Source organism: Deinococcus sp. YIM 134068 (assembly GCF_036543075.1).
Taxonomy (GTDB): domain Bacteria; phylum Deinococcota; class Deinococci; order Deinococcales; family Deinococcaceae; genus Deinococcus; species Deinococcus lichenicola.
In genome coordinates, this window is sequence record NZ_JAZHPF010000028.1 from 1 (window position 1) to 19,449 (window position 19,449).

10 protein-coding genes and 1 riboswitch are annotated in these 19,449 nt (G+C 72.2%); of the genes, 6 read left to right on the forward strand and 4 right to left on the reverse strand.

Annotated features, from left to right (window positions below; genetic code table 11):
- Positions 1 to 44: 44 nt before the first annotated feature.
- Complete coding sequence (locus V3W47_RS17635) at positions 45 to 1,082, reverse strand: LacI family DNA-binding transcriptional regulator (RefSeq protein WP_331826544.1); 1,038 nt, start codon at positions 1,080 to 1,082, stop codon at positions 45 to 47.
- A 202-nt stretch (positions 1,083 to 1,284) separates the two neighbouring features.
- Here V3W47_RS17635 and V3W47_RS17640 point away from each other — a divergent pair, with 202 nt between their 5' ends.
- Both V3W47_RS17640 and V3W47_RS17645 read left to right on the forward strand, forming a co-directional pair.
- Positions 1,285 to 3,429 carry an ABC-F family ATP-binding cassette domain-containing protein gene (locus V3W47_RS17640; RefSeq protein WP_331826545.1) on the forward strand — a complete coding sequence of 715 codons (2,145 nt, stop codon included), beginning with the start codon at positions 1,285 to 1,287 and terminating at the stop codon, positions 3,427 to 3,429.
- A gap of 31 nt (positions 3,430 to 3,460) precedes the next feature.
- On the forward strand, positions 3,461 to 3,922 hold the full coding sequence (locus V3W47_RS17645; protein ID WP_331826546.1) for a hypothetical protein: 462 nt from the start codon (positions 3,461 to 3,463) through the stop codon (positions 3,920 to 3,922).
- Between the two features lie 89 nt (positions 3,923 to 4,011).
- Here V3W47_RS17645 and V3W47_RS17650 read toward each other — a convergent pair whose 3' ends face one another.
- Together V3W47_RS17650 and V3W47_RS17655 are read right to left on the reverse strand one after the other, a co-directional pair.
- Complete coding sequence (locus V3W47_RS17650; RefSeq protein WP_331826547.1) at positions 4,012 to 4,992, reverse strand: GIY-YIG nuclease family protein; 981 nt, start codon at positions 4,990 to 4,992, stop codon at positions 4,012 to 4,014.
- A 162-nt stretch (positions 4,993 to 5,154) separates the two neighbouring features.
- The gene (locus tag V3W47_RS17655) at positions 5,155 to 14,943 is read right to left on the reverse strand and encodes a translocation/assembly module TamB domain-containing protein (RefSeq protein ID WP_331826548.1); all 9,789 of its coding nucleotides are present in this window, start codon (positions 14,941 to 14,943) and stop codon (positions 5,155 to 5,157) included.
- 165 nt (positions 14,944 to 15,108) lie between these two features.
- Between V3W47_RS17655 and V3W47_RS17660 the strand changes: the two genes are divergently transcribed.
- From V3W47_RS17660 to V3W47_RS17670, 3 genes are all read left to right on the forward strand, one after another.
- Positions 15,109 to 15,372 carry an acylphosphatase gene (locus tag V3W47_RS17660; protein ID WP_331826549.1) on the forward strand — a complete coding sequence of 88 codons (264 nt, stop codon included), beginning with the start codon at positions 15,109 to 15,111 and terminating at the stop codon, positions 15,370 to 15,372.
- A 450-nt stretch (positions 15,373 to 15,822) separates the two neighbouring features.
- Complete coding sequence (locus tag V3W47_RS17665) at positions 15,823 to 15,963, forward strand: hypothetical protein (protein ID WP_331826550.1); 141 nt, start codon at positions 15,823 to 15,825, stop codon at positions 15,961 to 15,963.
- A 29-nt stretch (positions 15,964 to 15,992) separates the two neighbouring features.
- Positions 15,993 to 17,348: an ArsB/NhaD family transporter gene (locus V3W47_RS17670; protein WP_331826551.1), complete on the forward strand. Its 1,356-nt coding sequence runs from the start codon at positions 15,993 to 15,995 to the stop codon at positions 17,346 to 17,348.
- Between the two features lie 133 nt (positions 17,349 to 17,481).
- Here the strand turns inward: V3W47_RS17670 and V3W47_RS17675 are convergent, their stop codons facing one another.
- Positions 17,482 to 18,363: an FRG domain-containing protein gene (locus tag V3W47_RS17675; protein ID WP_331826552.1), complete on the reverse strand. Its 882-nt coding sequence runs from the start codon at positions 18,361 to 18,363 to the stop codon at positions 17,482 to 17,484.
- A 101-nt stretch (positions 18,364 to 18,464) separates the two neighbouring features.
- Between V3W47_RS17675 and V3W47_RS17680 the strand changes: the two genes are divergently transcribed.
- Entirely contained in the window at positions 18,465 to 19,007 is a 543-nt protein-coding gene (locus tag V3W47_RS17680) for a hypothetical protein (RefSeq protein WP_331826553.1), read from the forward strand.
- Positions 19,008 to 19,310: 303 nt separating this feature from the next.
- Positions 19,311 to 19,400: riboswitch (ZMP/ZTP riboswitch) on the forward strand.
- Positions 19,401 to 19,449: the final 49 nt, after the last annotated feature.

The following is a 19,449-nucleotide window of genomic DNA, read 5'->3' on the forward strand; positions in this document are numbered from 1 at the left end:
TGCTCTTCCGATCGGGGGCCGGGGGCGGACGGGAGGGGGCGAAATCAGGGGCCGGGCACGGCGACGGCCTCCGGGGAGTGGTGGGCTGGAACGGGCGCGGTGGAGTCCCGCTGGGTGAAGGTGGTGCTCAGCCGGACCAGCTCCGGCACCTCGCGGCCCTCCAGCAAGTCCAGCAACGTGCGGCAGGCGAGGGTGCCGAGGTCGTAGGCGGGCTGCGCGACCACGGTGATGGCAGGCGTCATCGTCTGCGCCCAGCGCGAGTCGTCGAAGCCCACGAGGGAGAGGTCGTGCGGGAGATTCAGGCCGAGGTCGCGGGCGGCGAGGACCGCGCCCACCGTCATCTCGTTGTTGCCCACGAAGAGGGCGGTGGGCCGCTCACCGGGCGGCAGGGTGAGGAGGGTGTGCGCCGCCGCCCGCCCGTCGGCCTCGCGGTGGTGGCCGGGCCGCACGAGGTCGGGGCGGTAGGGGAGGCCCGCGTCCGCGAGCGCCCGCACGTAGCCCGCGTGCCGCTCCACCGCCGTGGAGATGTCCTGCTGCCCCACCACCATCCCGATGCGGCGGTGGCCCAGGGCCGCGAGGTGCGACACCGCCCGGTAAGCGCCCGCCTCGTTGTCCACCATCACCGTGTGGGCACCCGCCCGGCCACTCGTGCGGTCCAGCTCGATCACGGGGAGGTCCGGCAGCAGGTCGAGGTTGACGTGGGCGGCGGGCGTCGGCACCACGATCAGCCCGCGCGGCAGGTGCCCCCGCAACGTCTCGAAGGCCCGGCGCTCCTTGTCCGACTCCTCGTCGGTGTTGAACATCAGCACCGTGTAGCCCTGCGCGTCCGCCACGTCCTGCACGCCTTTGGCGAGCGTGGCGTGGAAGGGGTTGAGGATGTCGGTGACGACCAGCCCCAGCGTCCGGCTTCCGCGCTGGCGCAGGCTGCGTGCGAGCACGTTGGGCCGGTAGCCCAGGGCCTCCGCCGCCCGCGCCACCCGCGCCCGCGTCGCCTCCGCCACGAGTTCGGGCCGGGTCAGCGCCCGCGACGCCGTGGCCGGGGACACCCGCGCGAGTTTGGCGACCTCCTCCAGACCGACCATAGGGTGAGACTTCCTTTCGAGAGAAGGCGTGTGAGACGCGAGAAACCGTCGAATGACCGGTTTTGCAAACGATTGCAGTTGTGGTAGGTGCAGTGTCGGGGATTTCACGAAGAATGTCAAGGGTTCGTTAAGGCTGGGGGAAGGACGAGTGGGAGCGAACGCTTCCGATCCGGCCCTACACCCTGCGCTAGCCTGCCCGGCGATGCCGACGCTGATCGCCGCCGAAGACCTCACGCTGTCCTACGGGGAGAGGGCGGTGCTGGGGGGCGTGTCCATATCGGTGACGACGGGCGAGCGGGTGGCGCTCCTGGGACGCAACGGGGCGGGCAAGACGACGCTGCTGCGCGTGCTGACGGGCGAGCTGACCCCCGAGGGGGGGGCGGTGTGGCGCTCTCCTGGTCTCCGCGTGGCCGTGCTGGAGCAGCAGCACGCGCACCCCCCCGGCCTGAGCGTGCGCCAGCTTATTGACGCGGCGCACCCTTACCGCGAACTCGAAACCGGGTTGCTGACGCTGGAGGCGAACCTCGGCGACCCCGCCACCCTCGCCGCGTGGACGGCCCTGCACACCCGGCTGGAGGACGTGGGCGCGTACACGTGGCCCGCCCGCGCCGCGCGGTTGCTCGGGGTGCTGGACCTTACCCGCTTCCGCGACCGGGAGGCGGCGACCCTCTCCGGCGGCGAGCGCACCCGCCTCGCGCTCGCGCTGGCGCTGGCCCGCGAACCCGACCTCCTGATCCTCGACGAGCCGACCAACCACCTCGACGTTAGGATGCGCGAGTGGCTGGAAGACCACCTGCGGGCCTTCCCCGGCGGCGTCCTCCTCACGAGCCACGACCGCGATTTCCTCGATGCCGTCGCCTCCCGTAGCGTATGGCTGGAGAACGGGGAGGCCACGGAGTATCCCGGCGGATACTCCCGCGCCCGCGCGCAACGGGAACTGGAGCGCCGCACCCAGGCCCGCGCCGCCCGCCTGACCGGACGTGAGGCCACCCGGCTTTCCGGCAGCGCCGAGCGGCTGGACGAGTGGGGCCGCCGCTCCCGCGCAGTGAAATCACGGGTGGACCGCCTACCCGTCACCGAGGCTCCCCTCCCCGAACGGCAGCTTCGGATGCGCCTCCTCGCGGGCACGGCGCGGGCGCGGGTCGTCGCATGGGGTGAACACCTCTCCAAGAGCTACGGCGGGCGTGAGGTGTTGCACGGGGTCGCCTTCAAGCTGCGGCAGGGCGACCGGGTGGCCCTGATGGGCGCGAACGGCACGGGCAAGACGACGTTGATGCGCCTCCTTGCGGGCGAGGCGCACCCCGATCCGGCCCCGCCCGGCGACCCCGAACCCGTGCTGCGGGTGGCAAGTGGGGTGAGTGTCGCCTCCCTCGACCAGACGTGGCACGGCCTGACGCCGGGGGAGGGGCTGCGTGCCCAGTTCGAGCGGAGATTCGGGGACCGCTCGCGGGCGCTCCTGGGGCGGGCGGGCTTCACCGCCGCCGACTGGCCCAAGACGCCCGAAACCCTCAGCGGCGGCGAGCGGGCGCGGGCCGGACTCGCTCTGGTGAGTGCCCTGCGCGCCGACCTCCTGCTCCTCGACGAGCCGACGAACCACCTCGACGTGGAGGCGCTCCTGGCGCTGGAGGAGGCCGTCCACGCCTACGGCGGCGCGGTGGTCATCGTCACCCACGACCGCCGCTTCGCCCGCGAGGTGGCGACCCGGCTGTGGGTGATCGAGGACGCGCAATTAAGAGAAGTCGCCGGATGGGGCAGCCGTGAGTACGCCGACCCCGCCCGCAGTTTGACGGGCGACCCGCCCCCACCGCCGCCGCCCCCCATGCCCCGTCAGCGGATGGGGGCCGTCGAGACCCAACTCGCGGACGTGCGCCGCCAGCTCGACGCGCCCCCCGGCACCCTCACCGGGCGCGAGGAGGCCCGCTTGCGCGCTCAGGCCCATCAATTGCAGTCCACGCTCCACGGCCTCTACGCGCAGGTCTACGCCGCCCCCCAGTTCGATGCTGAGGTGCGCGAGCCGCCCCTGACCGTCCGCGCGCAGAAGTTGGGCGAGGTCGGCGGCATGTTCTGGGCCGCCCGCGACGAGTCCTGCCCCCATCTCGCGTGGGACGGCCACACGCTGCGCTTCAATCAGCCGCCTCCCGCGTGGTACGGCGCGGCCCTCCTCGGCGGGGCGCTCCGCATCCTCTTCGAGCGGTGGAACGTGGGCCGGGCGCGGCTGGGCGAGGGCGGGCCGCTGCTGACGCGGCGGGCGTACTTCGAGCGGATTGGGGTGGTGGGGGGCCGTCAGCCGTCAGCCGTCAGCGATCAGCCGGAAGATGTACCCCCCAGCCTTCCCACTAACCACTAACCACTAACCACTCCCCGCTATACTCCCCCGCATGGAAGACCTCATCAAAGGCCGTCTGGGCGGCGAGGCCGACGGGTACGGCGTGCGCTGCGTCATCGACGGGGACCGCATCTCCGGGCGGGCGGGCGGCAAGCTCCACGGCAAGGACATCGATCTGGAGATCACCGAGCGCGGTGTGCAGGGCACCGTCGGCGACGAGGGCGTGAAGATCGAGCTGGAGGAGGGCGAGCTGCGCGGCAACGTCGGCAGCCAGCGCCTCGTGCTGCGCGGCGTGGACCGTGTGACAGGCTTTTTCGGCGAACCCATCGTGGGCTGGAACGTCCTCGCCCAGCAGCAGGGCGAGAAATTGCAGGGCCAACTCGGCAGCACCGTGCTGGGCCGCCCCTTCGCGCTGGACCTCGGCACCGCGCCGGGCTGGGTGGGCACGCTCGTCGCGGTGGTGGCGTTCTACGCGCTGGAGCCGCGCGCGAGCGTGAGCGTGGGGAGCCGGTAGAGCGGTCAGCCGTCAGCTTCCAGCGACCAGCAAAAGAAGAGAAACGCCCCGGCCTGTGCTGGGGCGTCGTTCTTTTTGGATATGGGAGGTCAGCTCTCCAAATCGGCTTGGAACGCGCATAGAGCGCCGTCCACGAGATCAAGGCAATGGGAGGGGCCGTAGTACGTCGGTCCCTTCCGCATGAGGCGCAGGTTGAGGAGGGCCATCGCGGCGTTGGCGGTCGGGTCGAGCATCAGGGTGTGGATGTTCTCCGCGTCGTCCGTGCATAACTGGAACTGGTCCTGTCCACCGGGGGCGTAGGCATGGTCACTGACGCCCCAGCCCTCTTGGGTCAGCTCGTTCATCCAGTCCTCGCCCAGTTCCTCCTCGAAGGGCGTGCGGGCGAGGTGGAAGGTGGCCGACAAACTCTCCGGGGAACCGATCAGGCTGAACACCTCCTGCATGTTCAGACTCACGCGGGCGTAGAGGGTTTCCTCCCGTCCGACTCCGTAAGGAAGACAGGAGACCATCCAGAAGGTCAGCTCTGTTCGGCGTGGGGCGGGGAGGGCCGCGTTCAAGTAGAGGCCCAGCGTGAATAACGCTTCTTGCGCGTGAGGGAGGCCAAGTAGCCGCTCATACTTTCGGCGGTGCCGCCGCCGCAGGGCGTCATCCTGAATCCGATCATCGCTCTCCTCGATAGCGTCGTGGTCGTTCAGCCACGCCGTCTGCTCGTCGGGACTCAGCACGAGGTCGAGGTCGCGCTCACCCGAGACGACGCTCATCAACGCGATGTTTCGCAGGGCGACGCCTGCCGCCTCCAGGGTGTGAATGCAGCGCCGCTCGGTCTGATTCAGGTCCTGTGCCGCACACGGCTGGAAGGCGATGTGCGTGATGTCCGCGTGCGTCCTGCGATGCTGGCTGAAGCGCCGCACCACATCCACCGCCTGACCGACGTACCGCTCTCCCGTCTCGAACCCCATGGTATAGATGCCGCAGCGTTTCCCAGGACGGTAGAGGTCGGCGACGGAGGGTCGGCCCCTGATCTCTGTCCAGGGTGGGAAGCCCAGTTGAGCCAGCAATTCGTCGCTCATAACAGGGTCCCATCAAAACATGAGGCGGCCAACCTCCTACCAAGTTCAAAAGAAACACCCCAACCTACGCTGGGGCGTCCCCTTGTGTTCTGGCTGACGGCTGACGGCTGATAGCTGACGGCTGATAGCTGACGGCTGATAGCTGACGGCTGAAAGCTCCCCCTACCTCCTGAACAGCCGGTACGTCACCCCGAACCGGAGCTGCGTGCTGTCCTCGTCGTTCTGCACCCCCAGGCTCACGCTGGCGCGGCGGCCCAGGTTGTAGGCGGCGGAGAAGCTGGGGCGCACCGACTCCAGATTCAGGCCGTTCAGGGGCGTGCTCACCCGGAAGGTCACGCGCCCGTCGGGCGTGCTGTAGGTGGCGTCCAGCAGACCCTCACCGTTGAGGTCCACCTGGTACTGGAGGTACAGCTCGCGCGTCAGGTACGAGCCGACCGTGAGGGTCGCGCCCAGGGTGCCGTCGTCCACCGAGAGATTTGGGGTGAGGCGGAACACGTCCAGTCCCAGCGAGCGGGCGATGTTGCGCTCGATCTCGCCGAGGACGAAGACGTTCAGCGCCGTTTGCAGGGCCGAGGTGCCCAGCGCGGTGAGGTTGCCCGGCAGCGTCTCCAGGTTGGGCACCCCGGTCGCCACGAGGGCGTAGAGCTGCGCCTCCGTGTACGCGACGCCCGTGCCGGGGTCCTCGCAGGCGTCGCCCTCAACCGTGCAGCGCAGGTTCGTCCGCAGGTCCAGCACGCTCTCGCCGCTCGGCAGGGTGCGGAAGTTGCCGCCCACGTCCAGGGTGACGGGCACCCGCTGTCCGGTGGAACTGGCGGCCACCGTGCCCGCCGCCACGACGCCGAAGCTGGGGTACACCCCCTCGCCGGAGAACGTGACCTGCCCGCTCCTGAGCGCGAACTCGTTCTCGCGCAGGAAGAGGGTGCCGCGCTGGGCGAGGATGTTGCCGCGCAGCAGGGGCCGCGCCCCCGTGCCCGAGACGGTCAGGTCGCCGCTGAACTCCGCGCGGGCGAGCGCCTCGTCCACCCGGATGCCGTTCGGGGCGCGAACGGGGATGTCCTCGAAGACCAGCCGTTCCAGGAAGGGGGGGGTGGGCCGTTCCCCGGCGGTCGCCCCCTCCGCCTCGGGCTGCGGGAAGGTCCGGTACTCCTCGGGGAGCGGGCTGGGGAAGTTGTCGGTGGTGCGGCCATTCGTGCCGGAGGCCGTGCCCCCGCCGCTCGTGCTGTTGCCGGGGCCGGGCAGCGTCGCCGTCGTCTCCGGGCGTCCCAGCGTGAGGCGCAGGAAGTTCGCCGCCCCGCTCACCCGCACGAGCGTCCCGTCGTCCACGAGGCGCAGGTCCGCATTCAATGAGCTGTCGCGCCCGTACACCACGGCGAGCGGCAGGTCGTACGTCCGCGCCGTGAGAGTGAGGTCCAGCCGGGGAGTCAGCGCCCCCGTCACGCTCAGCGTCCCCGCCGGGTTGGTGGCGGTGCGGGCGCTCTGGCTGCGGGCGTCCAGCGTCCAGCGCGTCTCGCTCGTCTGGGCGACGGTGACGGTGGTGTTCGGCAGTGCCCCGAGCGCCTGCGGGGCGAGCAGGCCCGTGAAGACCGCCCGCGTCCCCGACAGCCGCCCCAATGTGAGCTGCCCGCGCAGGTCGAGGCTCCCGTCGGTGCCCACCGTGCCGCCCGTCAGCACCCGCCCGCTCGCGGTGAAGGCCCCCGAGTCGGGCAGGTCGCCCGTCAGGGTGGGAATCTGGAGGCTCAGGCCCGCGAGCGCCCCCGTGAGGTTCTGTGCCCGCAGCAGCCCGCGCGGGCGGTCGTAGGTGCCCGCCGCCGAGAGGGTGATCGTCCCCTTGAGGCTCGGCGTCAGCTCCGCGAGGCCGGGGATCAGCCGGAGGACGGGCGTGAAGGTCGTGTCGCGGAACACGGCGGAGAGGTCCACCCGCTCGCGCGTGTAGCCGCCGCGCACGTCCCAGGTGCCCGCGCCGCCGAGCTGGATGTTCACGGTCCGCAGCTCGCGCGCCGCGTAGTCGAGCGTGCCCGTGCCCGTCAGCGTCTCGGTCACGGCGGCGTCACCCGTGCCGCTCGTGGCGGTCACGCGGATGCGCTCGGCGACGACCGTGGCGCTGCCCGCCGCCGGGTCCGCGAGGGGGAACTGGAAGCGGGCCACGCCCGTCACGACCCCCTCGCCGACGGAGGTGCCCGCGAAGGCCCCGGCGACCGCCCCCAGCGGCAGGGCTTGCAGGGTTGCCCGCCCCGAGAGAACGCCGCCCGTCAGAGAGGCGAAGAAGTCTGTCTCCCCCAGGAAGCCGCGAATCCGCCAGTCGCCGCCGACGAGCGTGCCCTCCACCCGCGCGCCCAGCGCCTTCTGCGCGATCTGGAGCGCCGGGCTGCTGACGACGACCGTGCCGCCGCCGTCTTGGAGGGTCGCCTCGCCGTTCACCCGGCCCGACAGCCCCGGCGCGATGCCGAGCCGCCCGATCTCCACCCCGTCGAGGACGGCGCGGACCCGGTAGCCCTGTCCTGTGGGCTGCACGCCGAGTACGCTCTCCAGCGCGGGGAGCACGTCCGCCAGCCCGCCCTCGGCGGTCACGCGCGCCTCTCCCATCTCGTTCCCGGCGGTGAGGTCGGCCCCGAAGGTCCGCCCGCCCAGCGTGACCCGCCCCACCAGCCGCACGTCCTGTCCCATCGCCTGGAGGGGGTAGCGGGTTGCGTTCACGTTCCCGGTGAGGCCGGAGGTGCCCGCCGTGACGTTCGCCGTCAGCGTGCCGCCGTCGCGTGTGATCGTGCCCGTCGCGGTGCCCGTCCAGCCTTCCTCACCCTGGGTCGCATTCACGTTCACCGTGCCCGAGGGCAGGGCCGCGCTCGCCCGCACGGAGGGCCGCCCGCCCACCAGCGTCACGTCCGCCGCGAGGTCGCCCGCCAGCGTGACGCCGAGGTAGGGGACGGTGAGATCGCTCGTCACGTCGGCCACCCGCAGGGTGAGGGTGCCGTCGCGCGTCTCGGTGCTGACCGCGCCGTTCGCCGTGAGGAGGCCCGTGACACGCGGCACGCCCAGCCGCGCGAGGTCCAGACCCGGCAGGTTCGCCCGCAGGGTGCCCGCGCTCCAGGTGACGGTCCCCGCCGCGCGCCCGTCGGTGACGTTGAGGTCGGCGGCCCGAGCGGAGGCCGTGCCCGCCGCGCGCCACTCGCCCCGCCGCACGCTGAGGGTGAGGCGGGGGTCGGCGAGCGGTCCGGCTGGCGTGACGCTGAGGCTGAGTTCGGGGCGCGAGAGGGCCGCCGTGCCCAGCCAGCGCCACTCTCCCCCGTCATCGGGCCGGAGTTCCACCACGCCGCTCGCCGTCGCGCCGGGGCCGTCCACGAGGCGCAGTTGCACGCCGTCCGCATTCGCCACGAGCCGCGCGCCCGCGCCGAGGAGTCCTGCCTCGCCTGTCACGAGGGGCCGCGCGAGGGCACCGCTCACCCGCAGGATCGCCGGGTCGGTGAGGACGCCCGCCGGGCCACCGCTCACGCGAGCGGTGCCGCTCCAGCCGAGGCGGGGGCTGGCGTTCACGTCGAGCGCGGCGCGCAGACCTTGAGCCGTCACCGTCCCGACCGCCGTCAGAGCTTCGCCCCGGTACGTCGCCCGCACGTTGCCGTCCACCGCGCCGCTTGCCGCCAGGGTCAGGTCCGCCGTGCCGTCCAGCCCCGCCGTGCCGCTCGCCCGCAGGGTGGCCCCCGCCGCGCTCGCCGTCAGCCCGCTCAGGGTCAGCGTCCGGCCCTCCAGCGTGGCGACGGTCGCGCCCGCCTGGGTGAGCGTGCCGCGCAGGGAACTGAGCGTCCCCGTGAACGTGCCCGCCGTATCCGTGAGCCGCACGCCGGAGACCTCCGCCCCCCGCGTGGTCACGGTCGCCGCGAGGCGGGGGGCGGTCAGGGTGCCCGCCAGCGTCACGTCGGCGGTCGCCGCGCCCGTCCCGTTCACGAGGGGGAGGGGAGTCAGGCTCAGACTTCCGGCCAGCGTCGGGATGAAGCCCTCTCCCGGCGTCAGGGTCACGCGGCCCGTTCCGAGCTGCCCGGCCCCGAGCGCGTAGCCGCCCTGCCCATCGCCCGTGAGCGTCACCGGGTCGGGCAGGCCTGCCACCGTCGCCGTCGCCGTGCCCGCCAGTCGGGGCCAGACGCCGTTCACGTCCAGTTGAACGCTGTTGCCGCCCTGCCGCGCCGTGCCATACACCCGACCGCGCACCGTTCCCGCCGAGAGGTCGAGGTCGGACACGTCGGCGTAGAGGAGGCCGCTTCTCTCCGAGCCGCGCAGGGCGACGCGGGCATTCGCGCGCACGGTCCTCAGCGGCCCCCCGAGCGTCACCCGCGCGTCGAAGTCGTCGGCGAGGGCGGAGACGGTGCCAGCAATGAGGGCGTCGTCCACGGGTCCGGTCAGCGTCAGGTCGGCCCCGACGATGCCCGCCCCGAGGGCTTGCGCGTTCACGTCCCGCGCGGTGACGCGCACGCCCGCTGGGAGCGAGCCACGCGCCTCCAGCACCCCGCCGCGCAGGCTGCCCGCGAGGGCGGTCTCCAGCACGTCCGCCCCGTTCGGCTGCCGCGCGTAGGTCGCGCTCCCGTAGAGGCTGAACGGACCCGCCGTGCCCTGCTCGCCCCGCAGCGCGAGGGAGCGGGCCTCCACCCGCTCTGGGCCACCCGCCAGCGTGCCCGACGCCCGCACCGTGCCCGCCAGCGTCAGCGCGTCCACGTCCCACGCGGGGGGCAGCAGCCGCGCGAGGCCCACGGCATCGGCGCGCAGGGTGGCGTCGTAGCGCCCGCCCGTCAGCGTCGCTCCGCCCGCCAGTCGCGCCCCCGCGAGGCGCAGGGCCACGTTCCCGGCGCGGTAGGTCGCGCCCACGTCGCCCGTCAGCTCGCCCGCCGTGTCCTGCACGCGGCCCGCGAAGGTGGCCTCAGTCGCACTCCAACTCGCCCCGGCCAGCGTCGCCCGCCCGGTGAGGCGAAGTTGATCCGCCCGGCCCCACAACGCCCCCACGTCCAGCGCGGCGAGGTCGAGCGTCCCGCCGGGTCGGAAGGGGAGGCTCGCCGGGAAGGTCCCCGTCACCCGCGCCGGGCCGACCGCCCCCGCAAGTGCGAGCGTTCCCCCGCCCGTCAGCCGGGCATCGAGCGCCCCGCCGGGCACGGGTCCCGTCGCCCGCAGGTCGCCGAGCCAGCCCCGGCGGGCGTTCCACCCCGTCACTCCGTCCAGCCGCACGCGCGTCTCCCCGGAGAGGAAGGAGGTGTGGACGTTCAGCCGCCCGTCCTGCAAACCCGCGAGCGCGTTCGCCCCGAGCTGCCCGCGCAGGGTGCCCGTGAGCGGTTCGCCCGTGAAGGTGAGCTTCCAGTCCCGCCCCAGCAGCCGCGCGGTGAGGGCCGAGCCGCCGACCTGAAGACCGCTCGCGGGGTTCGTCAGCGTGCCCTGCGCCCGCACGTCCGGCTTGGCGAGAGCGCCGAGGGCCTGCACGGTGTAGCTGCCCGGCAGATAGTCGTTCAACGTCGCCCGCGCGCTCAGGCCCAGGGTGGGGAAGACGGGGCCACTCGCCCGCACGGTGCCCAGGGTGCCCGGTAGGGTGGCGGTGGCCCCCCGCAGCCTCAGCACGCCGCCCGTGTACGTCGCCGGGGCGCGAAAGGCCACGTCCGCGACCTCGCCCGCCGCGTCCAGCCGCAGGTCGGCGAGGGTGCCCGTGACGGTGCCGCTCACACTTCCCGCCGTGCCCGCCAATGCCCGCAGGTCGGGGGCGGTGAAGGTGCCCCCCACCCGCCACGTCGTCGCCGCCCGGTTCAGGTCCACGTTCACGCGCGCCCCGGAGACCACCGCGCTCACGGTCGCCGCCGCAGTCGGCCCGGTGAGGGTGCGCCCGGTCGCCGTCAGCTCCAACGCCCGGCCCTCATACGTTCCGGCGGCGCGCAGGGTCAGCGTTTCCGCCGCGTTCCCGCTGAGTGTGCCGCGAACGCCGTCCACATTCAGCACGGCGTTCGCCTGCGGGTAGAGGGGACCGCGCACCCGCACGCTCAGCCCGGCGAGGTCGCTCGTGAGGTCCGCACCGAGCTGTCCGCGTGCCAGCGTGACCGTGCCGACCGCCCGCTGCCCCGCCGCCGCGACATTGACCCGCGCCCGCCCGTTCGCCCGGTCGAAGTCGAGGTCGGGCACCCGCAGGTCCGCCGTCACCGTCCCCGTCGCCTCGATGAAGGGGCGCAGCGCCCGCGCGTCCAGCAGGGCACCGTCCACACTCAGATTCCGCCCGTCGTACCGCACGGGGAGCCGGGTACCGGGATGTGTCAGCGTGCCCGACGCGGTGAGGCCATTCCGCCAACCGACGCGGGCGTTCAGGTTCAGGGCTTCGCCCAGGTAGCGGGTGCCGCGAGTGGTGAGGGTCGCGCCGTTCGGACTCAGATTCGCCACGAGTTGCCCCGGCACGATCTCCGGGCGAAGTTGCGCGGGCAGGAAGGCCAGGGCAGGGGAGAGGCCCGCCGTCAGCGTGCCGCCGAGGGCCGGGAGCAGGGTCACGCGCCCCGCGACCGGGCCGGAGGGCACGGCGGCGAGGGTCGTTCCGCTCCCGACGAGGCGCACGGTGCCCGCCCGTCCACCGAGCGCGTAGCGGACGTTCACGCCGCCGCCCCAGGTGCCGCCGGAGTACGTCAGCCCGCCCACGTTCGCCCGCGCGCCCGTCAGCGAGGCGGTAAGGGGGAAGACCTGCGCGGGCACGGTCACGCGCGCCCCGCCGGAGCCGAAGCTCTGCGCGTTGAGCCGCAGGCTGCCCCGCAGGTTCGCCACCCCGCCCGTCGCGTCGGCGGTCACGTAGGGGCCACGCACGCGCACCCGCAGGTCCTCCAGCGTGGCGGGCAGGGTCAGCCGCCCCTGAGCCGTGACTGTGTGCCCCACGATCTCACCGACCGCGTTGACCCGCCCGTTCCGCGCCGTGAGCCGCAGCGGCCCGGCGGTGAGGTCGCCCGTCAGCACCCCGTTCCGCGCGCTCAGCGTGCCGTTCAGCCGTTGCCCGGCGAGGGTCAGGCCGCCCGCCTCCACGTCGAGGTCGGAGAAGCCCCGCAGCGTCACCCGTGCCGAGCCGCCCGCCCCGTCGAAGACGTTGACGGTGCCGCGCGGCTCGGTGCCCGTGCCCGTGATGCGCCCGTCCACGTACAGGCCCGCGACCGGGCCGCGCACGTTCAGGTCGTACTGCCCTGCCGGGAGTGCCGCCGTGCCCGTGGCGCGCAGGCCCTCGCCGTCGGTGAGGACCACGCCCAGACGACTCCACGGCCCGCGCAGGGCGACCGTGTACTGGTCCAGCACCCCGCTCGCGTTCACGCTGCCCCGGAAGCCGGGTGCCCACGTCGCGCTCCCCCGCACCTGCCCGACCTGCCCGAAGGCCGTCAGCGCCTGTCGCCCGGCCACGCTCACCAGCCCGGTGCGCGCGTCGTAGCTCGCCCGCAGGTCGCCCCAGGTGCCGCTCGCCGTCAGCGCGGGGGTGAGGGTGCCCGTCACGTCCACCGCCTGCCCCGGAATCGTCACGCCCGAGAAGGAGAGGTCGCCCGTGCGGCCCGTCAGCCGGGCGCGGAGGTTGCCGTATTCACCGCTCAGCGCCGCGTTCAGCGTCTGCCCCTGCCACGAGGCCGTCCCGCTCGCCCGCACGTCGGGGTAGACCCGCCCGGCGAGGTTGGCCGTCACTCCCGTCTCCGCGAGGGAGGCCCGCAGGTCCGCCGTCACCGCCCCGCCCGCCCGCGTCAGCGTGCCGCGCACCGCCGCGCCCGCCGCCGTGGCGTCCACCCGCGCGGTGCCTCCCCGCCCCACGAGCGCGAGGTCCAGCGTGCCGCCGAGGTCGTCCACGCCTACCAGGGGCCGCAGCGCGGCGAGGTTGACCCGCCCGGTCGCGTCCCAGTCCTGCCCGTCGATCACGCCGCGCGCCGTCTCGCCCGCCGTCGTGAGGGTGAAGCGGATGCCGTCCGCCACGCTCAGGGTGCCCTGAATGTCAGCCCCTTCCACCCGCGCCGTGGTCAGGAAGCCCTCCGAGAGCTGGGTGTCGGCCAGCACGGTCACGCCGCCCGCCGTCCCGCGCAGACTGGCCGCACTGCCGCGCCCGGTGGCGGTGAGGTTAAATCCATTGCCCCGCGCCGTCAGCGTGCCCGTCACCTGCCGCGCCGTCGTGACCGTCGCCGTGCCGTTCACCCGCACGCCGCCCGTCACGGGGAGGTCGCGGGCGGCCAGCGTGAAGGCGTCGCCGCGCCACGTCAGCCGCTGATTGCCCGGCGCGAAGGTGCCCTGCCGCCGCACATAGTTCACGCTCAGCGGCCCGCGCAACTCGCCCTCGATCCCCGGCACGGTCGCCGCGAGGGTGCCCGTCACGTCGCCCCCGGTGAGGTCCAGCGTGCCCGACCCGCCCAGCGTGACGCCCGCGCCCGTGAGGTTCCGCGCCGTCCACGCCCCCCGGAAGTTCCGGTCGAGGTCCAGCACGACGCTTCCGAGGTCGGCCCGCAGCCCGTCGCGGTTCAGGCGGGCGGTCCCGGCGAGGGGGAACGGCCCGGCGGTCCCGTTCGTCACGGTCGCCCGCAGGTCGGAGGGGGTGCCGCTCAGGGCGACCCGCGCCCGCGCCGCGCCGTAATCGGGGTTGAGGGTGGCCTCGATGGCCTGCGTTCCCAGCGCGAAGGTGCCCGCCAGGGGTCCGCCCAACCCCCGCCCCGTCAGCGCGAGGACGTTCGCCGCGTTGATGGTCCCGTTCACGTCGAGCGGCCTTCCGGCGAAGTCGCCCGCCCAGCGTGCCCGCCCTTCGCGCCCGAAGGCCCAACGCCCGGTGAGGGTCTGCGCGCCCGCGAGCGCCGTCCGCGCGCTGAAGGCAACGTCGTTCGTCTGCCCCGCCCCGCTCGCCCCGTCCTGACTGAGGAAGGTGTACTCGGCGTTCAGGTCCTGAAAGGGGACCCCCGCCAGCGTTCCCGCCCCCTTGCCGTACGCCTTGACGCGCACGGTGCTCCAGCCGCCCGCCGTGACCCTCAGCCGCAGGTCGCCCCGCCCGGTCGTCCCCAGCGCCCGCGCCAGCCCCGCCACGGTGGGGGTGCCGTCCGCCGTGACGGTCCAGTTCTTCGCCCGCAGGTCCACCCCGCCGCGCGCCGTGACCGGGCCGTCCCACCCGCGCCCATTCAGGACGAGGCTAATATTGTCGCCCCGATGGGTGGCCGTGCCGCCGATGTTCTGGAGGGTGACGAACTTCGCCCCCGGCACGCGCACGCTTCCACCCGTGATCCGCAGGTCGCCGCGCACCGGCCCGTCCCCGAGGACGTAGCGCCCGGCGATGCGCCCGCCCGTCACGCCCGGCCAGTAGTGGTTGATCACGCGGGCGTCGGCGTCCAGATTCACGGCGAAGACGTTGCCCGCCGTCCCCTCGCGCACGGTCACGTCCGCGTTCAGCTCGCCCTCGTCCGTGCGTCCGCGCACCGCCAGCGCCCCGTTCTCCCCGCGCTGCACCCGGAAGGACCCGTCGGGAATGTTCACGCCCGAGCCGTCCACGTTCACCCGCGACCGCTGCACGTCCAGCCCGCTGAGGACGACCTTCCAGCCGCCTCCGCCCCCGGTCTGCCCGCCGCCCGTGCCCGCCAGCAACTCCTGAAGGCGCAGGTTCACGGTCGCGTCCGAGACGGCGACGTTCAGGCGCACCGTCTTATTTCGCAGGTCCACGCCCGCCACGCTCACGCCCGCGCGGCCCGCCTCCGCACTCACGCCGGGCAGCCGCACCTCTGCCCCCGAAAGGTTCGGTGCCCACAGCGGCCCGCCCACCGCGTCCGCCGAGATGCGCGTGTCACCCGTGTTCAGGCGGCCCAGCACCCACGAGCCGATGAGCCGGGGAGCCTGCCAAGCCGTCAGCCCCAGCAGCACGGCGAGGGTGAGCAGCACCCACGGCCAGTGCCGCGCCCGCCGCCGACGGGGGGCCGGGGCGAGGGCGCTCGCTTCGGGCAGAGGCGTCGGCGTGTCGGTCATGGGCACCCCGACAGCGGGGAAGTGGGGGGCTTGACGGGGCGAAAAACGGCGCGGGCGGGCATCGGAGCAGTTTACCCTCCCCCAGTGAGCACCCTTGCGGGAAAACTCACCGGACGGTCAGAAACGCACCCTCCACCCCCCACCTCCCCCGTTACCATGCCTCCCATGCGTCTTACCGCACTCGTCATCGGCTCCGTTCAGGGCGTCGGCTACCGCCGCTATGTCCAGCGTTACGCCCGCGACCTGAACCTCAGCGGCAGCGCCGAGAACCTGCTCGACGGTCGCGTGGAGGTGGTGGCGGAGGGCGCTCCCGCCGACCTCGAACGCCTCCTCCACTGGCTGCGGCGCGGCCCCCCCCACGCCCGCGTGGAAGAAGTGCAGGTGCAGTACAGCGAGGCGACAGGGTTGCGGGACTTTCACACGTATTGAGCTTCGTCTTCGTCGCCGCTCTCTCCCGCTGCCTTCGGGGCGAGGCGACGGGGTTGAGGGCCTTGCACACGTCTTGAGGGTTGGGAAGAGGCCTTCCCCTCGTGTTGTCAGGGCCACCCCCGGAGTGGGAGAAGGTCTGATGATTGGGTGGAGATGGACCAGCAGCGCGGTGCCGGACCATCGCGGGGCGTCCGTCAACGACTTCTCACCGCAGAGAGTGACACCCACAGCCTGACGGTCATCCTTCCTGGTTCAAACAGGATGTCCCCGTGCATGCCGGGTGGGAATGCCAGGCAACCTCTCCCCGACCATCGTGTACACTGACTGGGCAATCCTGTCCCATGACGGGTCCCGGCGACCATACGCCGAACTGGAGGAGTCTGCTATCGCAGGCTTCTCCTTTTCATTTGCCCCAGGCCCAATTTCCCAATTTCCCGCTGGAGGATGCCCATGAAGCGCCCGGACGACCCGCCAGACGTTCCCGAACGCCCCCTGACCTGGCAGGGCGTCGCCACCCTGGTCCTCACCTTCGCCGCCGGTCTCCTGATCGCTGGCTTCATCGTCCTGGTGCTGGCCTCCCTGTTTTTCTAGCTCTCTTTCTTGCTCCCTTTGGACGGTCCATGACTGAAGCAAACCACCCTACCCTCCCCGAAACCCTCGGTCTCTCGCTCGGCGAGGGCACCCTCACCGGGATTGCCATTGCCCTGTTCGTCCTCACCTACGTCCTGATCCTGCTGGAGAAGTACGTTCACCGCACCGTCGCCGCCCTGCTGGGGGCCTGCGCCGTCATGGTGCTGGGGCTGCTCACCCCCGAACAGGCCTGGGGCAGCATCGACTTCAACACCATCTTCCTGCTCTTCGGCATGATGAACATCGTCAACGTCCTGAGCCGCAGCGGCTTTTTCGACCTCGTGGCCCGCCGGGCGATGGTCCTCACGCGCGGCGAACCCGTGCGCGTGCTGTGGATTTTCAGCCTCCTGACCGCCGTCTTCAGCGCCTTTCTCGACAACGTGACCACCGTGCTGTTCATGGCCCCGGTGGTCGTCACCGTCGTGACCCGGCTGGGCCTGAGACCGCTGCCCTACCTGATCGCGGTCGTGCTGGCGAGCAACACCGGCGGCACCGCCACGCTGGTGGGCGACCCCCCCAATATCATCATCGGTTCTGTGGCGGGCAAGGGATTCGGAGAGTTCCTGACAAATGTGGCTCCGTATGCGGCACTTGCCACCCTCGTAGGCATAGCGCTGATGCACCTGTTGATGCGGGTCCGGGGCGACCTGGCGGGCGGCGACTCGGGCGAGCGGCTGCGACAGGTCCTGACCGACCCCACGCCCATCCAGACGAACCCGAAGCTGATGCGTCAGGCGCTGTGGGTCTTCGCGGTGACGCTGCTGCTGTTTATCGTCGGGCACCCCATCGGGCTGGAGGCGGGATTGGTCGCCCTGACCACCAGCACCTTCCTGTTCCTGATCGCCGACCTCTCCCCGGTCGAGCTGTTCGAGCGGGTGGAGTGGGCGACCCTGCTGTTCTTCATGGGCCTCTTTATCGTGGTGGGGGCGCTGGAGCACGTCGGCATCTTCGAGCGGGTGGCGACCACCCTGACGACGACCATCGGCGGGGACATCGGGCTGGGCATCCTGCTGGTGGGCTTTTCCAGCGCGATCATCAGCGGCTTCGTGGACAACATCCCCTTCACCATCAGCATGGCGAGCGTGCTGCGGGAGTTGCAGGAGACGCTGGGGGCACGGATGGACCCGCTGTGGTGGGCCTTGTCGCTGGGGGCCTGCCTGGGCGGCAACCTGACCCTGATCGGCGCGTCGGCCAACATCGTCGTCGCGGACATCGCCGCCCGCGAGGGGCACCCCATCAGCTTCGGGGCCTTCATTCGCTACGCCACGCCGGTCGCCCTGGTGACCGTGGCCCTCGCGGTGGGCCTGTACTACCTCGTCTTCCGGCTGACCGGGGCGGGAACTTGAGGTGCGGCGGTGCGACCTGGCAGTCCTTGCGTTCCGCCCTCTTCCATGAACGGAAGGAACATGCCCCGGCCCGAGGGTCCGACTGGTCCCCGTCGTCCGCACCGTCGCCCTGTTCCGCTTCCGCCCCGTTCCCTCACCCCTGCCGCTGCATCTCGTCCTCCGGCTGCGGCTCCTCGGGGCTGGGGGGCGCGTCCTTTCTCAGGCGGTAGTAGCGCCGCAGCGAGCGGCTCAGGCCGCCGAGGTCGGGGAAGAGGGTGCGCTCGTTGATGCCCGACTGGTCGAGCTTGTCGCGCACCTCCCACTTCAACTCGGCGGGCACGATGATCTTGCGCGCGAGGCCGGGGCGCAGGGCAAGCCAGTCGTCGAGGGGCGTGTCCGGGTTGGACAGCAGCGAGAACAGCGCCGCCTGCTGCACGATGCGCTCGTCGAGCGAGGGCGGCTCCAGAAAGAGGAGGAAGGGCTGCTCCGCCTCGCGCTCCAGCTCCTCCAGCCAGCCGAGGTCGAAGGTCGGTTCGTCCTCGGCCTGCCCCCGACGCCGTGCGGAGGCGGTGAGCATATCCACCGTGAAGACGTGCCCGCCCTCCTGCTCCAGCAGCCCGCGCAGGGGCAGGGGCAGGAACTTGTTCGTCTCCACGTAGTTGACCATCCAGATCACGCCGTCCTCCCCGAACAGTTCCTCCTCGGCGGTGGCGAAGTGCTGGGCCACGAGCGGCGAGGAGGTCCAGTCGAGCAGCCGCGTCGGCAACCCGTGGTGCTGCCCCAGCGCCAGCCAGTACCACGACAGGTCACGGTCCACGCCGTTGCGGTGGGCGTACTTGCGGAAGTTCCGCAGCAGGTGGCGCTCGATCTCGCGCGTCTCGCCCTCCAGCCGTTGCAGCGAGGACGTGAGCTTGGCGTCGGCTCCCTGCCCCCGGAACACGAACGGCGACCGGAAGCGGCGCAGGCGCGGATTCCACGCCTCCTCGTGCAGCACCTCGTACAGCTCCAGCCACGACCCCACCCGGATTTCCGCCATGCGTCCACCATAGGGACACGCAGAAAAGGCACCCAGCCGCAAACGTCCCCGGTGAAGGCACGCGCAAGGCTGGGCTTCATCGCCGGGGCTTAAGGTGGGGCATGGGCGTCAAGGACAATTTCACGGCGGACGAGTGGTTCAGGGTCATGACGGGGCCGGGCCGGGTGGGTGCGGCGGTCGTCGCGGCGAGTCCCAGCGGCGTGACGGGCCTCGTCGCGGAGGCGCAGGCCATCGCCGCCGCCATCCGCGAGCAGGTCAGCGGGCCGGGCCGCACGCCGCTGCTGGAGGCGATGGCCGCCGACCTGATGGGCACCCCGCCCGACGCCCAGAGCCGCCCCCCACAGGAACGCGCCCGCACGATGGAGGACGCCCGCGCCCAGAGCATCGAGGCCGTGCGTCAGGTCGTGTGGCTCGTCAGCAGCAAGACCAGTCCGGAGGACGCCGCCGCCTACCGCCAATTGCTGTGGTCGGTCGCCGAGCGCACGGCGGGCGCGGCGAAGGAGGGCGGCTTCCTCGGCATCGGTGGCGAGCAGGTGAGCGACCGAGAGCGGGCCGCGCTGGACGAGTTGCGCGGCGTGATCGGCGTGGGAATGGACGGTGGAAGCGTAACGCACGAGACGCCGCCGAATCCGGGAAGTGTTTGAGCTGGGTTTTTCGTCCGGCAGAGCTTGGAAGTCTGTTGACGCAGTGATCTCAACATCCCGAGCAAGACAGAAAGACGAAAAACGCTGTTGTTCTGCTCCTCCCCCATTGCGGGGGAGGCCGGGTGGGGGGTGGCAAGTGAAGCTTGCCCAACGGGCTTGGTCCCCTTGAGCATCCTCCCTGAACATGTCCATTCGGTTCCCCGGTTCAGCGTGAGCCTGCCTTCGCCCTCAAACATTCCCGTCCCCGCTCAACGTCTATTCCAACGTTCCCCGTCCAACCGCGCGCCGTGTATCCTGACCCCAGATCGGGGCGGCGACTGGCGCTGAACGTGGGGCGACACCACGGGGAAGCCGCCCCGCAGAGGGAACAGATCGCGCGCCTGGGTCGGATGCGCCGCCGTGGGGGCGGGAGCGTCCGCGTCTCTTTTCTCGCGGTGGAGGC

What these genes read in the sequence shown, in the direction of transcription:
- V3W47_RS17650 (WP_331826547.1), bottom strand. Translation starts at nt 4,992, where the DNA reads ATGAGCGACGAATTGCTGGCTCAACTGGGCTTCCCACCCTGGACAGAG.
- V3W47_RS17665 (WP_331826550.1), top strand. Translation starts at nt 15,823, where the DNA reads ATGAAGCGCCCGGACGACCCGCCAGACGTTCCCGAACGCCCCCTGACC.
- V3W47_RS17635 (WP_331826544.1), bottom strand. Translation starts at nt 1,082, where the DNA reads ATGGTCGGTCTGGAGGAGGTCGCCAAACTCGCGCGGGTGTCCCCGGCC.
- V3W47_RS17660 (WP_331826549.1), top strand. Translation starts at nt 15,109, where the DNA reads ATGCGTCTTACCGCACTCGTCATCGGCTCCGTTCAGGGCGTCGGCTAC.
- V3W47_RS17675 (WP_331826552.1), bottom strand. Translation starts at nt 18,363, where the DNA reads ATGGCGGAAATCCGGGTGGGGTCGTGGCTGGAGCTGTACGAGGTGCTG.
- V3W47_RS17680 (WP_331826553.1), top strand. Translation starts at nt 18,465, where the DNA reads ATGGGCGTCAAGGACAATTTCACGGCGGACGAGTGGTTCAGGGTCATG.
- V3W47_RS17670 (WP_331826551.1), top strand. Translation starts at nt 15,993, where the DNA reads ATGACTGAAGCAAACCACCCTACCCTCCCCGAAACCCTCGGTCTCTCG.
- V3W47_RS17645 (WP_331826546.1), top strand. Translation starts at nt 3,461, where the DNA reads ATGGAAGACCTCATCAAAGGCCGTCTGGGCGGCGAGGCCGACGGGTAC.
- V3W47_RS17655 (WP_331826548.1), bottom strand. Translation starts at nt 14,943, where the DNA reads ATGACCGACACGCCGACGCCTCTGCCCGAAGCGAGCGCCCTCGCCCCG.
- V3W47_RS17640 (WP_331826545.1), top strand. Translation starts at nt 1,285, where the DNA reads ATGCCGACGCTGATCGCCGCCGAAGACCTCACGCTGTCCTACGGGGAG.